Origin of the sequence: Serratia sp. 22278 (assembly GCF_052045405.1) — a bacterium.
GTDB classification, from domain to species: Bacteria; Pseudomonadota; Gammaproteobacteria; order Enterobacterales; family Enterobacteriaceae; genus Serratia; species Serratia marcescens.
The window spans coordinates 166,333-181,508 of sequence record NZ_JBQEOW010000004.1; the positions used below are offsets into that span (position 1 = coordinate 166,333).

Genomic DNA, 15,176 nt, shown 5'->3' on the forward strand with positions numbered 1-15,176 from the left:
TGGGGGATTTCATCCCCCATTTCTTTTTCCTGCATTCTTGCCGTTGAATGTAAGAGATTCATCCCCATATACTCATTAACCAGATTTTATGAAACGTTAGATGCTTGCGTCTCATGAGATTCCCCCTCAACCTGGCGGAAATTAAACTAAGAGAGAGCTCTATGAACCCTGAGCGTTCCGAACGCATTGAAATCCCCGTTTTGCCATTGCGCGACGTGGTGGTTTATCCGCACATGGTGATCCCGTTATTTGTTGGCCGGGAAAAATCGATTCGGTGCCTCGAAGCCGCAATGGATCACGATAAGAAGATCATGCTGGTGGCACAGAAAGAGGCCTCAACGGATGAACCTGGCATTAACGACTTGTTCTCGGTCGGCACCGTAGCGTCGATCCTGCAGATGCTGAAGCTGCCGGACGGCACGGTAAAAGTGCTGGTCGAGGGGCTGCAGCGCGCACGCATCACTACGCTGTCCGACAGCGGTGAGCATTTCGCCGCGCAGGCGGAATACCTTGAGTCGCCGGCTATCGACGAGCGCGAGCAGGAAGTGCTGGTGCGCACCGCGATCAATCAGTTTGAAGGCTATATCAAACTGAACAAAAAAATCCCGCCGGAGGTGCTGACTTCACTCAACAGCATCGACGACGCCGCGCGCCTGGCGGACACCATCGCCGCCCATATGCCGCTGAAACTCAGCGATAAGCAGTCGGTGCTCGAGATGTCCGACATCACCGAGCGTCTGGAATACCTGATGGCGATGATGGAATCGGAGATCGACCTGCTGCAGGTTGAGAAACGCATCCGTAACCGCGTCAAGAAGCAGATGGAGAAGAGCCAGCGCGAGTACTATCTGAATGAGCAGATGAAGGCGATTCAGAAAGAACTGGGCGAGATGGACGACGCGCCGGACGAGCACGAAGCGCTGAAGCGCAAGATCGATGCGGCGAAAATGCCGAAAGAGGCGCGCGAAAAAACCGAAGCGGAACTGCAAAAGCTGAAGATGATGTCGCCGATGTCGGCGGAAGCGACCGTGGTGCGCGGCTACATCGACTGGATGCTGCAGGTGCCGTGGAATGCGCGCAGCAAGGTGAAAAAAGACCTGAACAAGGCGCAGGAAGTGCTCGATACCGATCACTACGGCCTGGAGCGCGTCAAGGATCGCATCCTCGAGTACCTCGCGGTGCAGAGTCGCGTCAGCAAAATCAAGGGGCCGATCCTGTGTCTGGTGGGGCCGCCGGGCGTGGGTAAAACCTCGCTGGGGCAGTCGATCGCCAAAGCGACCGGTCGCCAGTACGTGCGCATGGCGCTGGGCGGCGTGCGTGACGAAGCGGAAATCCGCGGTCACCGTCGTACCTACATCGGTTCGATGCCGGGCAAACTGATCCAGAAGATGGCCAAGGTTGGGGTGAAGAACCCGCTGTTCCTGCTGGATGAGATCGACAAGATGTCTTCCGACATGCGCGGCGATCCGGCTTCCGCTCTGCTGGAGGTGCTGGATCCGGAACAGAACGTGGCGTTCAACGACCACTATCTGGAAGTGGATTACGATCTGTCCGACGTGATGTTCGTCGCCACCTCGAACTCGATGAACATTCCTGCGCCGCTGCTGGACCGTATGGAAGTGATCCGCCTGTCGGGTTATACCGAGGACGAGAAGCTCAACATCGCCAAACAGCACCTGCTGCCGAAGCAGCTTGAGCGCAATGCGCTGAAAAAAGGCGAACTGACGGTCGACGACAGCGCCATCATCGGCATCATTCGCTTCTACACCCGCGAAGCCGGGGTGCGTAGCCTGGAGCGTGAAATCTCCAAGCTGTGCCGTAAAGCGGTGAAAACGTTGCTGATGGACAAGAAGCGCAAGCATATCGAGATCAACGGCGACAACCTGAAGGATTACCTGGGCGTGCAGCGCGTCGATTACGGCCGTGCGGATACCGAAAACCGCGTGGGCGAAGTCACCGGGCTGGCGTGGACGGAAGTGGGCGGCGATCTGCTGACCATCGAAACCGCCTGCGTGCCGGGCAAAGGCAAGCTGACCTACACCGGTTCTCTGGGTGAAGTGATGCAGGAATCGATTCAGGCGGCGCTGACCGTGGTGCGCGCGCGCGCGGAGAAATTGGGCATCAACGCCGATTTCTACGAGAAACGCGACATCCACGTGCACGTGCCGGAAGGGGCGACGCCGAAAGACGGCCCGAGCGCCGGTATCGCGATGTGCACCGCGCTGGTCTCCTGCCTGACCGGCAACCCGGTACGCGCCGATGTGGCGATGACCGGCGAGATCACGCTGCGTGGTCAGGTGTTGCCGATCGGCGGCCTGAAAGAGAAACTGTTGGCGGCGCATCGTGGCGGCATCAAAACCGTGCTGATCCCTTACGAGAACAAGCGCGATCTGGAAGAGATTCCGGACAATGTTATCGCCGATCTGGAGATTCATCCGGTGCAGCGAATCGATGAAGTTTTGAACATTGCGTTGCAAAACCCGGCCTTCGGCGCACTGCCGGTAGCGGCAAAATAGTGACGAATCGCAAAAACCATTGATAAAACTTATACTGGCAAGCCATTTCGGACTTGCCAGTATTTTTTTGTACCGCTAAGTTAGATCTCTGTCGGCCCGCGTTTTGTCACCCAGTCGGTGGCTTGCCAAGGTTCGATGGGATTGATATAACAGCTGCGCTGTCGCAACCGTAGGGATTTTTCGGTGCGACGATAGAATTCTAGAGGGGATGATAGAGTGAATAAGTCACAACTGATCGACAAGATTGCCGCAGGTGCTGATATTTCCAAAGCGGCAGCGGGACGTGCTTTAGACGCAGTAATCGCTTCCGTTACCGACTCCCTGAAAGCAGGGGATGACGTGGCTCTGGTAGGTTTCGGTTCCTTTACCGTGCGTGAACGTTCGGCCCGTACCGGCCGCAACCCGCAGACCGGTAAAGAGATCAAGATCGCGGCAGCCAAAGTACCTGCCTTCCGTGCAGGGAAAGCGCTGAAAGACGCTGTAAACTGATTTAGCGTCTAACCGTTTAGCGTAACAGGGTTTTGTAATAAACAATCACCTGACGCAGCGGTGCTGGTAAGGTAAGATACAAGGCGCATCGGACTGATGCGCTTTTTTTATTTTTGTCGCAGGGAACGCGCCTGCGCAAGGGTTGTTAATCCACATCACAGCGGAGTGTTGTCACACTATGATGGACAATTTACGCGCGGCTGCCAATCACGTCGTGCTCAAAATCATCCTGGCCCTGATCATCCTGTCATTCGTTCTGACCGGGGTGGGTAACTACCTGATCGGCGGCTCCGGCGATTATGCTGCGAAAGTAAATGGTCAGACGATCGAACGCGCTCAGCTGGAACAGGCTTTCCAAAGCGAGCGCAGCCGCATGCAGCAGCAGCTGGGTGACCAGTTCTCTGCGCTGGCCGGCAACGAAGGCTACATGCAGCAGATGCGCCGTCAGGTGTTGTCCCAGTTGATCGACAACATGCTGCTCGACCAGTATGCCAAAAAGCTGGGCCTGGCGGTCAGCGACGATCAGATCAAGGACGCCATCCGCAAGGCGCCTTACTTCCAGACCAACGGCCAGTTCGATAACGCCAAATATCTCGATCTGATCGGCCGCATGGGTTACACCGCCGACAACTTCGCGCAGTCGATGCGTCAGCAGTTGGTCAATCAGCAGGTGATCCAGGCCTTCGGCGAGTCCGGTTTCGTGCTGCCGTCTGAATCGCAAGCCATGGCGGCGCTGGTGCTGCAGGAGCGCGACGTGCGCCTGGCGACCATCGATTTGAAAGCGCTGCAGGCGAAACAAAGCGCCGGCGACGACGAACTGAAGGCGTATTACGATCAGAACAAGAACAGCTTCATCGCCCCGGAGCAGGTGAAGGTGAGCTATATCCCGCTGGACGCCGCGTCCATGCAGGACAAGGTGAAAGTGAGCGAAGAGGACATCAGCGCTTACTACGACCAGCACAAGAGCAGCTACGGCCAGCCTGAGCGTAAAAACTACAGCGTGATCCAGTTGAAAACCGAGGCGGAAGCCAACGCGGCGCTGGACGAGCTGAAGAAGGGCGCCGATTTCGCCACGCTGGCGAAAGAGAAATCCACCGACATCATCTCGCGCCGCACCGGCGGCGAACTGGGGTGGCTGGAGCCGGAAACCACCGCCGATGAGCTGAAGCAGGCTAACCTGACCGAGAAAGGGCAGCTGTCCGGCGTGGTGAAATCCTCTGTCGGCTTCCTGATCGTGCGTTTGAACGACATCGAACCTGAGAAACTGAAACCGCTGAGCGACGTGCATGACGCTATCGCCAAGCAGGTGCAGCAGGAGAAAGCGGTAGACGCGTATTACGCGCTGCAGCAGAAGGTGAGCGAAGCGGCGACCAGCGACAACGAATCTCTGGCCTCGGCTGAAGAAGCGGCCGGCGTGAAAGCGGCGCAAAGCGACTGGTTCACCCGTGACAACATTCCTGCCGCGCTGAACTTCAAGCCGGTGGTGCAGGCGATCTTCGACGGCTCGCTGATCGGCGAGAACGGCGCGCCGGGCAGCAACTCCGACGTGATCACCGTAGACGGCGACCGCGCCTTCGTGGTGCGCGTGAGCGGCCACAAGCCGGAAGGCATCGAACCGTTAGACCAGGTAAAAGACCGCGTGGCGGAACTGGTGAAACGCAACAAGGCGCTGCAGGCAGCGAAGCTGCAGGGCGAGAAGCTGTTGGTTGAGCTGAAGCAGGGCAAGGGCGACGAAGCGATGAAAGCCGCCGGCCTGAGCTTTGGCGCCGTGCAGAAGATGGCGCGCGCGCCGGAAGACAGCCAGCTGGTGGAGAGCGTGTTCGCGCTGCCGCACCCGCAGGACGGCAAACCGGTGTACGGCATGTCGCAGGATCGCCAGGACAACGTGGTGCTGATTGCGCTTGATGCGGTGAAGCCGGGCACGCTGCCGGAAGACGAAATGAAAACCTTCGTCGGCAAGATGGAAGAGGGCGCGACCGGCGTCTCCTTCGATTCGCTGCTGGCGAGCCTGCGTAAAGAAGCCAAGATCAAAATGGGCGCCGCTGAGCAACAGCCTCAGTAATCGCCGCATTTTTCTGCAACGCAGTGCAACAAACAAAGGCCGCTTTCGCGGCCTTTTCCATATCTGACATCCGTCGATTGCTGAATATCCGCCGCCGCGGCAAGGTAGCCGTGCTGTCACACACAAGGAGGATACAGCATGCAATATTCAGAGAAAAAAGCGTTTTTCGGTTACCGTCGTCACGTTAACGCCGCGCTGACCGCGCTGTTGTTATGCCTGGCCGGGCCGGCCGCCGCGGTGGAAAAAAACGAGGCGCCCATGCTCTCAACACCAGTGGGCAATGGCGGGCAATCGGTGATGACCAAGGCAACCGAAGAGGCGGCGGTCAGCATCAATCAGGCCACCGCCGAACAGCTGGCCGCCGCCTTGAGCGGCGTCGGTCTGAAGAAGGCGGAAGGCATCGTGCGCTATCGCGAACAGAACGGGCCGTTCACCCAGGTTGAGCAGTTGCAGGAGGTGCCGGGCATCGGGCCGGCGCTGTTTGAGAAGAACCGCACCCGGCTGAAAATGTGATCCCGGTCGCGGCTGCGTGGCAAAATGCCGCTGAGGCCGTGACTCCTCTGCTACATTTTACAGGTCTTACCAGTTTGGCGCGTTGACCAAACGGGCGAGGGAGCCAGCGTGGCTCCCTCTTTCTGTAATCACCAGGCAGGAGCGATCGTTCCCTATGCAAACCTTTATCAAAGTTCGCGGTTATCACCTTGATGTTTACCAGCACGTTAACAACGCCCGCTATCTGGAGTTTCTGGAAGAGGCGCGTTGGGAGTGGTTGGAGAACGAAGCCGGGTTCCGCTGGATGACGGAAAACAACATCGCTTTCATCGTGGTGAACATCAATATCAATTACCGCAGCCCGGCGGTATTGGGGGATAAGCTGCGTATCGACAGCCAGATGGTGCAGCTCAACGGCAAGAGCGGGGTGCTGAGCCAAAAGGTGACGCAGGATCCGGCGGGGACGCCGGTGGCAGACGCGCTGCTGACTTTCGTGTGCGTCGATCTGAAAACGCAGCGGGCGCTGCCGATCGAAGGCGAATTGCGCGAGCACCTGGAGGCGCTCACGCTGAAGGATAATCCGCAGTAAGCTCACGGGCGGCAGAGGCTGCCGCCGTCACTGCCCTCAGGCCAGGCCGGCTTTCTGTTTCAACGCCGCCATCACTTCTGCCTGGTTGGCCCGGTACTGCGTCAGGCCATTGGCGCGCAGGTTGCAGGCGGCGCACTCGCCGCAGCCGTCACCCTTGATGCCGTTGTAGCAGGTCAGCGTATCCTGGCGTACGCGATCCAGCTGGTGGTAATAATCCGCCAGCGCCCAGGTCTCGGCCTTGTTCAGCCACATCAGCGGCGTTTCGAAGCGGATATCGCGGGCGATACCCAGCGTCACCGCCTTGTTCAGCGCTTTAACGAACTCGTCGCGGCAATCCGGGTAGCCGGAGAAATCGGTTTCACACACGCCGGTGATCACCGCTTCCGCTTCGACCTGGTAGGCGTAGATCGCCGCCAGCGTCAGGAACAGGATGTTGCGGCCCGGCACGAAGGTGCTCGGCAGCGCATTTTTCTGGTTGGGATCGTAGGCGGGAACCGGAATATTGTCGCGCGTCAGGCTGCTGACGGCCAGCTCATTGAGCAGCGTCACGTCCAGCACCTTGTGCGCCTTGGCGCCGAGGGCTACCGACAGCGCTTGAGCCACTTCAATCTCGGCACGATGGCGCTGGCCGTAATCGAACGTGACGCAGTGAACTTCGTCATACTGTTGCAATGCCTGGATCAAGCAGGTCGTGGAGTCTTGTCCACCGCTGAAAACGACAACCGCGCGCTTCATAAAATCACCTTTTTGGGCTTTGGCCTCTCCCGATACACATTCGGGCGGCAGGATAAAAATTGCGTTGCGGCGACAATAGTAGCAGAAAGGGCCGCCAGGCGCAGGGCGGTTCGGCTCAGGCCGGTGCGTCATCCACCGGCGGCGGCAGCCACGCCTGGCAAAAATCGAACCAGCCGTGCGCGGTCAGCGTCACGCCATGCATGCGCGGCGGTGCGCTGATCTGATACTGGTAGTGAAACAGCGGCGTGATGATGGCGGCGGCCATCAGCTGTTGATAATAGGCCTGCAGTTGTTCGAAGCGCGGTTGCTGCGCCTGCAGCTGCTGGATCTGCCGCAGCATATCCTGTTGCTGCTGCCAGCGGTTTTCCGTGAGGATGCCGCGCCACAGCGTATCCTGACGCAGCCAGCTCTCCAGCGTCGCCTCCGGCGCCTCGCCGATCAAGTTGTCCGCCAGCAGCAGGTCGGCCTGGGCGATCTGTTCCTCGCTTTGCCAGCGCTTGCCGGCGTAGTAGCGCACTTCCAGCTCGCAGCCGTGCTGCGCGAGCAACCGCTGTAGCGCGGCCGTCACCGTTTCCAGCTCGACCGGCGGCCGATACAGCAGCGTCAGCCGGGCGGGCAGGGCGACGTCCTCTTCGACCTGTTGGTGCGGGATGCGCCAGCCGGGCAGCATTTCATGGCTGGGGGTGATCACGCTGTTGGGGATCGGCAGATGGTTCAGCAGGCCGGACTGCTGGATCAGCATCAGCAGCTTTTGCCCCTGGGCTTCGCTCAGCACGCCGTGGCGCAGGTTCAGCGCCAAATAACACCAGCCCAGGCTCATGCTGCGCTGCACCGGCCGGGCCTGCGCTAAATCGTCTTGCTGGCCTATGGTGATGCGCACCGGATGCTGGCAACTGGCGTCGGCGCCGGCGGTAGGTAAATCGGGGGTGATCCAGTATTCGATGGTATCCAGATACGGATGCTGCAGATGATAACCGGCGTGCTGTTCCAGCCGTACCAGTTGCGGCTCATTCAGTGTCAGCTTAAACGGGCCGGCGCCGATGGCCGGCAGCTCCGGGTGCGTCATCAGGCAAGGCAGCTCCGCCAGCCGGTGGGCCAGCCAGTAGTCCGGCAGGTGCAGATCGAACTGAATGCACAGCGAATGCGGCAGGCTGATGCGCGCGACGTTAGCCAGGCTCGGTTGGCTGCGCGGATGGCGCTGCAGTTTTTCCAGCGTTTGCAGCAGCTGGTGGCCGGTCAACGGTTCGCCGTTGTGCCAGCGCAGCTGGCTGCGTAGAAAGAAGCGCCAGCGCAGGCCGCGATCGCTAATCTGCCAATGGTGCGCCAGATCGGGTTGCGGTTCCGGGTTACCGGTCATCAGGCGCGTCAGTCCGGCGTGCAGGGTCGACACCAGATGTTGCTCGGCGCGGCCGGTCAGCGTGAGCGGGTCGAGCGCTTCCAGCGTGCGGTAATAGGGAATGCGCAGCGTCGGGCTGCCGGCCTGCCATTGCCCGCCGAGGTGCGGGCTGAGCAGATCCTGCAGGTGCTGCGGATCGAGCTGCGCCATCTCCAGCGCCCCCTGATGATTGCCCTGTTGCAACAGCTGCTGCAACAGCTGCGCGCGCAGCTCATCCGGGGTTTTCAGGCAGTGCAGGCTGGCGCGTTTGCCGCGGCCGGGCTGCGAATGCCAGCTCAGCCAGCCCTGATCCTGCAACTGCTGCACCAGTGTGCGGGCATGGCGTTCGCTGCAGTAGAACATCGCCGCCAGCTCGCCGATGGTCACGGCGACCGGCGCGCTGCCGAGCTGATGGTACAGGCGTTGATATTGGCTGAGACGGTGAACCAGGCGCATGGGCAGAAATCCGGAACAGTTTTTTCAAATTGTTCACTATTACTTCCGCAAATGCCATCCCATACTGCAGTGATTGTAATCGCGTTCACATTCAAGAGGTCTTTATGTATCGCCTGGCGGCTTTCGATATGGACGGCACGCTGTTGATGCCGGATCACCGGGTTGGTCCGGAAACGCTGGCGGTGCTGAACCAGCTGGTGGAGCGGGAGATGGTGGTGACGTTCGCCACCGGGCGGCACTACCTCGATGCGCAACCGATCATGGCGCAACTGGGGCTGCAGGGTTACCTGATCACCGGCAACGGCACGCGGGTATATGACAACCGCGGCCAACAGCTGCACGCCACCGACCTGCCGGCGGAGATTGCCGAAGAGGTGCTGCATCATCATTGGCGCACCCGTGCCAGCATGCATGTATTCCGCGACGAAGGTTGGCTGACCGAGTTTCCCGTGCCGGAAGAGATGCTGCGGGCGCACCACCTGAGCGGCTTTCGTTTTCAACTGGCCGATGTGCGCCGTCTGCCGGCGTTCGGCAACAGCAAGGTGTGCTTTGTCGCGCCGCATGAAGAGTTGCTGGCGTTGCAGGTGCAGCTGCGGGCGCAGTTGGGCGACGAGGCAGACCTGTGCTTTTCCGCCTACGACTGTCTGGAGGTGCTGCCGCTCGGTTGCAACAAAGGCACGGCGCTGGAGCGGTTGAGCCGTCATCTGGGGCTGACGATGGCCGACTGCATGGCGTTCGGCGACGCGATGAACGACAAAGAGATGCTGGGAGCGGTGGGGCACGGCGTGGTGATGGGCAACGCCCTGCCGCAGCTGAAATCCCTGCTGCCGCAGCTACCGGTTATCGGCCATTGCCAACAACAGGCGGTGGCCCACTATTTACAACATTGGCTGCGTTCACCTTGCCTCACCTATTCCCCCGAAGAATGAGGTTCTCCTTACAGCCGGCCGGGTATGACTACCCGGCTTTTTTTTACCCGAAGCCTGGCGTTACAAATCCGCCAGCTGCGCGAGATACGGCTGCAGATCGCCGATGTTGTTGCTGACCCATTCCGGGTTGTAATAGGTATCCAGATAACGCTCGCCGCTGTCGCACAGCAGGGTGACGATCGCCCCTTGCTCGCCGTTTTCCCGCATCTGCTTCGCCAACTGCAGCGCACCCCAAACGTTGGTGCCGGTAGAGGCGCCAACCTTGCGGCCCAGCACGCCTTCCAGCCAGTGAATGGTGGCGACGCTGGCGGCATCCGGCACGCGCAGCATGTTGTCGACCACCGACGGGATGAACGACGGCTCGGCGCGCGGGCGGCCGATGCCTTCGATACGGCTGCCGCAGCTGCCGATCAGGGTGCGATCGCCGTGGTGGAAGCAGTCATAGAACACCGAGTTTTCCGGATCGACCACCGTCAATTGGGTGTCGTGCCCCTGATAGCGGATATAGCGCCCCAGCGTGGCGGAGGTGCCGCCGGTGCCGGCGCTCATCACGATGTGTTTCGGCACCGGGAAGGGTTCGCGCGCCATCTGGCGGAAGATGCTGTCGGCGATGTTGTTATTGCCGCGCCAGTCGGTGGCGCGCTCGGCGTAGGTGAACTGATCCATATAGTGGCCGTTCAGCTCTTTCGCCAGCTGTTCGGAGGCGGCGTAGATCTGGGCGGCGTGATCGACGAAGTGACAGCGGCCGCCATAGAAGGCGATCTGCTCCACCTTGCGGCGCGCGGTGCAGGACGGCATCACCGCGATGAACGGCAGGCCGATCAGACGGGCGAAGTAGGCTTCGGACACCGCGGTGCTGCCCGAAGAGGCCTCGATGATGGTGGTGTTCTCGGTGATCCAGCCGTTGCACAGGCCATAAAGGAACAGCGAGCGCGCCAGGCGGTGTTTCAGGCTGCCGGTCGGGTGGGTGCTCTCATCTTTCAGGTACAGGCAGATGCCGGGAAACGCCGGCAGGTTCAGGCGAATCAGATGCGTATCGGCGGAGCGCTGAAAATCCGCTTCTATTTCACCGATAGCATATTTTACCCAAGAGTTTGTCATGATTTGGCCTCAGAATAGGGGGCTGGTTTATGGCGTAGCATAGCCTGTCGGCGGGAAAAAAGGATTGCCATTTTCCCTGTTTAATCGCCTAATGAGAGAAAATTTTTCTCCTGGTGGCCGCTATGTTAGATAAAACAGACCGTAAGCTGCTGTGCATGCTGCAGCAAGATTGCACCCAGTCGCTGCAGGCGCTGGCCGATGCGGTCAATTTGACCTCGACGCCGTGCTGGAAACGGCTGAAGCGCCTGGAGGACGAGGGCTATATTCGCGGCCGAGTGGCCTTGCTGGATAATGAAAAGCTCGGCCTGGGGTTGACGGCGTTCGTGCTGATCAAGACCCAGCAGCACAGCAGCGAGTGGTATCAGGCGTTTGTGCAGTTGACCAGCCAAATGCCCGAGGTGCTGGCGTTCTACCGGATGGCGGGGGAGTACGACTACCTGATGCAGGTCGAAGTGGCGGACATGAAAAGCTACGACGGCTTTTATAAGCGCCTGGTGAACGGCGTACCGGGCCTTATTGACGTCACCTCGAGCTTTGCCATGGAAAAAATCAAATACACCACCGCGCTGCCGGTGCCGGAGTGAAAAGTTCACCGGACGGGCGGCTCAACGATGGTATCCTGCTCTGCTGAAGCAGAAAAAGAGACAAATCCCATAAAATCCTGGAATCAAACTGCGTGAGATTATTTGCACAAATCGGCTGGTACTTCCGCCGGGAGTGGCGCCGCTACCTCGGGGCGGTGGTGCTGCTGATCGTCATCGCCATCCTGCAACTGTTGCCGCCTAAGCTGGTCGGCATCATCGTGGACGGCGTCACCGAAAAACAGATGTCCACCGGCGTGCTGATGGCCTGGCTCGGGCTGATGATCGGCACCGCGATCGTCGTTTACCTGCTGCGCTATGTGTGGCGGGTATTGCTGTTCGGCGCCTCCTACCAGCTGGCGGTCGAACTGCGCGAAAACTTTTACCGCCAGCTCAGCCGACAAAACCCGGCGTTCTACCTGCGCCACCGCACCGGCGACCTGATGGCGCGCGCCACCAACGATGTGGATCGCGTGGTGTTCGCCGCCGGTGAAGGCGTGCTGACGTTGGTGGATTCGCTCGTGATGGGGGTGGTGGTGCTGGTGGTGATGAGCACCCAAATCAGCTGGCAGCTGACGGTGTTGGCGTTAATCCCGATGCCGCTGATGGCGATCGCCATCAAATATTATGGCGACCAGCTGCACCAGCGCTTTAAATCGGCGCAGGCGGCGTTTTCCAGCCTGAACGATCAGGCGCAGGAAAGCATGACCAGCATACGCATGATCAAGGCCTTTGGGCTGGAAGATCACCAATCGAACCGCTTCGCCGATGTCGCGGCGCAGACCGGGGCCAAGAACATGCACGTGGCGCGGGTGGATGCGCGCTTCGATCCGACCATTTATATCGCCATCGGCGCGTCTAACCTGTTGGCCATCGGCGGCGGCAGCTGGATGGTGGTGAACGGTTCACTGACGCTCGGGCAACTGACCAGCTTTGTGATGTACCTCGGCCTGATGATCTGGCCGATGCTGGCGCTGGCCTGGATGTTCAATATCGTCGAGCGCGGCAGCGCGGCCTACAGCCGCATCCGCAGCCTGCTCGATGAGGCGCCGGCGGTGCAGGATGGCCCGCAGGCGTTGCCGGCCGGGCGCGGCGTGCTGGACGTGGATATCCGCGCGTTCCACTACCCGGACAACCCACATCCGGCGCTGCACAATGTGGCGCTGACGTTGAAGCCGGGGCAGATGCTGGGGCTGTGCGGGCCGACCGGGGCCGGTAAGTCGACATTACTGTCGCTGATCCAGCGCCAGTTCGACGTCGACCAAGGGCAGATCCGCTATCACGGCCTGCCGTTGCCGCAGGTCAAACTTGACGACTGGCGTTCGCGATTGTCGGTGGTGAGCCAAACGCCGTTCCTGTTCTCCGATACCGTGGCGAACAACATCGCGCTGGGCCATCCGGGGGCGACGCAGGCGCAGATCGAACAGGCGGCGCGGTTGGCCAGCGTCCATGAGGACATTCTGCGGCTGCCGCAGGGCTATGACACCGAGGTGGGCGAACGCGGCGTGATGCTGTCGGGCGGGCAGAAACAGCGCATCTCTATTGCACGAGCGCTGCTGCTGGATGCGGAAATCCTGATCCTCGACGATGCGCTGTCGGCGGTGGATGGCCGTACCGAACACCAGATCCTGCACAACCTGCGCAGCTGGGGGCAAGATCGCACGGTGATCATCAGCGCGCACCGGCTGTCGGCATTGACCGAAGCCAGCGAGATCCTGGTGATGCAGCACGGCGGCGTGGCGCAGCGCGGCGATCCGGCGGCGTTGGCGGCGCAGCCGGGCTGGTATCGCGATATGTACCGTTATCAGCAGTTGGAAGCGGCGCTGGACGAAGCGCCGGAAAACGGCGAGGAGGCGTTGGCCGATGAATAAAGTGCAAAAGCTGTGGCCGACGCTGAAGCGGCTGCTGGCCTACGGCTCGCCGTACCGCAAACCGCTGGGGCTGGCGGTGCTGATGCTGTGGATCGCGGCGGCGGCGGAAGTCGCCGGGCCGATCCTGGTGAGCTATTTTATCGATAATTACGTCGCCAAAGGGCAACTACCGCTGATGATCGTCGGCGGGCTGGCGGCGGCCTACATTCTGCTGGAGCTGCTGGCGGCGGCGCTGCACTACTTCCAGGCGCTGCTGTTCAACCAGGCGGCGGTGGGGGTGGTGCAGCGGCTGCGCACCGACGTGATGGACGCCGCGCTGCGCCAGCCGCTCAGCGCCTTCGACACGCAACCGGTCGGGCAATTGATCTCGCGCGTTACCAACGACACCGAAGTGATCAAGGATCTGTACGTGATGGTGGTCTCCACGGTGCTGAAAAGCGCCGCGCTGATCGGCGCCATGCTGGTGGCGATGTTCAGCCTCGACTGGCGCATGGCGCTGGTGGCCATCTGCATCTTCCCGGCTGTGTTCGTGGTGATGGGCATTTATCAATATTACAGCACGCCGATCGTGCGCCGGGTGCGCAGTTATCTGGCGGACATCAACGACGGTTTCAACGAAGTGATCAACGGCATGGGCGTGATCCAGCAATTCCGCCAGCAGGTGCGCTTCGGCGAGCGCATGAGCGCCGCCAGCCAGTCGCACTATCTCGCGCGCATGCAGACCCTGCGGCTCGACGGTTTCCTGCTGCGGCCGCTGCTCAGCCTGTTTTCGGCGCTGGTGCTGTGCGGTTTGCTGATGTTGTTCGGCTTCAGCGGCGAAGGCGTGATTGGCGTCGGCGTGCTCTATGCCTTCATCAACTACCTGGGGCGTTTGAACGAACCGCTGATCGAGCTGACGTCACAACAGTCGATCCTGCAGCAGGCGGTGGTGGCCGGCGAACGTATTTTCGAACTGATGGATCGCAGCCAGCAGAGCTACGGCGCCGACGATAGTCCGTTGGCCGGCGGCCGCATCGACATCACCGATCTGAGCTTCGCTTACCGCGCGGACAAAAAGGTGCTGCAGCATATTTCGCTGTCGGTGCCGTCGCGCGGCTTCGTGGCGCTGGTCGGGCACACCGGCAGCGGCAAGAGCACCTTGGCTAACCTGCTGATGGGTTATTACCCGGTCAGCGAGGGGGAAGTGCGTCTCGATGGCCGCCCGATCTCCAGCTTGTCACACCGCACGCTGCGCCAGGGCGTGGCGATGGTGCAGCAGGATCCGGTGGTGATCGCCGATTCGGTGCTGGCCAACGTCACGTTGGGGCGCAATATCGAGGAAGACGCCGTTTGGCGGGCGCTGGAAACGGTGCAGCTGGCGGATCTGGTGCGCGGCTTCCCGCAGGGTATCCACACCCGCCTGGGGGAGCAGGGCAATAACCTGTCGGTCGGGCAGAAACAGCTGCTGGCGATGGCGCGGGTCTTGGTGCAGGCGCCGCAAATCCTGATCCTCGACGAGGCGACCGCCAATATCGACTCGGGCACCGAACAGGCTATCCAGCGCGCGCTGCGTGCGATCCGCGAGCACACCACGCTGGTGGTGATCGCCCACCGGCTGTCGACCATCGTCGATGCCGATTCCATTTTGGTGCTGCATCGCGGCCAGGCGGTGGAGCAGGGCAACCATCAGCAGCTGCTGGCGCAGCAGGGGCGTTACTACCAGATGTACCAGCTGCAGTTGGCGGGCGAACAACTGGCGGAAGCGGTGCGCGAGGAGAGCCAACCCGCCTGAACATGGGCCGCGCTCGCGGCCCTTCTTTCTTTCCAACGCACCATAAGCAGGCAAACCATCTGGGCCACGCCCCCTTTCTGCACTTTTTCGACGCGATGCGCACCAAATCGGTGCGCATTATTTAACCTATCCAAGGTATTGGTGCCGTGCTGCCTCGCGGCTGCGCCCGCGTGCCCGCTAATCCGCTGAATCGCCCTGCAAAATTAAAT

General features: G+C 60.6%; 12 protein-coding genes. 9 read left to right on the forward strand and 3 right to left on the reverse strand.

All coding sequences use genetic code 11. The annotated features are described in order from the left end of the window. Positions 1-161: 161 nt before the first annotated feature. The 5 genes from lon (at position 162) to ACTJJ6_RS10645 (ending at position 6,148) form a co-directional block, all read left to right on the forward strand. Complete coding sequence (gene lon / locus ACTJJ6_RS10625) at positions 162-2,516, forward strand: endopeptidase La (RefSeq protein WP_004940352.1); 2,355 nt, start codon at positions 162-164, stop codon at positions 2,514-2,516. Positions 2,517-2,732: 216 nt separating this feature from the next. Next, positions 2,733-3,005: a nucleoid-associated protein HU-beta gene (gene hupB / locus ACTJJ6_RS10630; RefSeq protein ID WP_004940351.1), complete on the forward strand. Its 273-nt coding sequence runs from the start codon at positions 2,733-2,735 to the stop codon at positions 3,003-3,005. 178 nt (positions 3,006-3,183) lie between these two features. Next, entirely contained in the window at positions 3,184-5,067 is a 1,884-nt protein-coding gene (gene ppiD / locus ACTJJ6_RS10635; RefSeq protein ID WP_097102654.1) for a peptidylprolyl isomerase, read from the forward strand. A gap of 138 nt (positions 5,068-5,205) precedes the next feature. Next, positions 5,206-5,580: a ComEA family DNA-binding protein gene (locus ACTJJ6_RS10640; protein WP_016928856.1), complete on the forward strand. Its 375-nt coding sequence runs from the start codon at positions 5,206-5,208 to the stop codon at positions 5,578-5,580. Between the two features lie 154 nt (positions 5,581-5,734). Further along, positions 5,735-6,148, forward strand: a complete 414-nt coding sequence (locus ACTJJ6_RS10645; protein ID WP_004940344.1) for an acyl-CoA thioesterase — start codon at positions 5,735-5,737, stop codon at positions 6,146-6,148. Between the two features lie 36 nt (positions 6,149-6,184). Here ACTJJ6_RS10645 and queC read toward each other — a convergent pair whose 3' ends face one another. Beyond that, a complete protein-coding gene (gene queC, locus ACTJJ6_RS10650; protein ID WP_016928855.1) occupies positions 6,185-6,883 on the reverse strand; it encodes a 7-cyano-7-deazaguanine synthase QueC in 699 nt (232 codons plus the stop codon). Positions 6,884-6,998: 115 nt separating this feature from the next. Further along, positions 6,999-8,714 (reverse strand): SgrR family transcriptional regulator, encoded by a 1,716-nt coding sequence (locus tag ACTJJ6_RS10655; RefSeq protein WP_440801357.1) that lies wholly within the window; start codon positions 8,712-8,714, stop codon positions 6,999-7,001. Positions 8,715-8,818: 104 nt separating this feature from the next. Here ACTJJ6_RS10655 and cof point away from each other — a divergent pair, with 104 nt between their 5' ends. Then, positions 8,819-9,643 carry an HMP-PP phosphatase gene (cof, locus tag ACTJJ6_RS10660; protein ID WP_033641140.1) on the forward strand — a complete coding sequence of 275 codons (825 nt, stop codon included), beginning with the start codon at positions 8,819-8,821 and terminating at the stop codon, positions 9,641-9,643. 60 nt (positions 9,644-9,703) lie between these two features. On the opposite strand, the gene ACTJJ6_RS10665 is transcribed toward cof, so the two are convergent. Further along, the gene (locus tag ACTJJ6_RS10665; protein WP_004940335.1) at positions 9,704-10,744 is read right to left on the reverse strand and encodes a PLP-dependent cysteine synthase family protein; all 1,041 of its coding nucleotides are present in this window, start codon (positions 10,742-10,744) and stop codon (positions 9,704-9,706) included. Positions 10,745-10,866: 122 nt separating this feature from the next. Here ACTJJ6_RS10665 and ACTJJ6_RS10670 point away from each other — a divergent pair, with 122 nt between their 5' ends. From ACTJJ6_RS10670 to smdB, 3 genes are all read left to right on the forward strand, one after another. Beyond that, positions 10,867-11,328, forward strand: a complete 462-nt coding sequence (locus ACTJJ6_RS10670; protein ID WP_004940330.1) for an Lrp/AsnC family transcriptional regulator — start codon at positions 10,867-10,869, stop codon at positions 11,326-11,328. A gap of 92 nt (positions 11,329-11,420) precedes the next feature. Further along, positions 11,421-13,196 carry a multidrug efflux ABC transporter permease/ATP-binding subunit SmdA gene (gene smdA / locus ACTJJ6_RS10675; RefSeq protein ID WP_440801360.1) on the forward strand — a complete coding sequence of 592 codons (1,776 nt, stop codon included), beginning with the start codon at positions 11,421-11,423 and terminating at the stop codon, positions 13,194-13,196. Further along, complete coding sequence (gene smdB, locus ACTJJ6_RS10680; protein ID WP_016928850.1) at positions 13,189-14,967, forward strand: multidrug efflux ABC transporter permease/ATP-binding subunit SmdB; 1,779 nt, start codon at positions 13,189-13,191, stop codon at positions 14,965-14,967. The genes smdA and smdB overlap by 8 nt, the downstream gene beginning before the upstream one ends. The last annotated feature ends 209 nt before the right edge of the window (positions 14,968-15,176 follow it).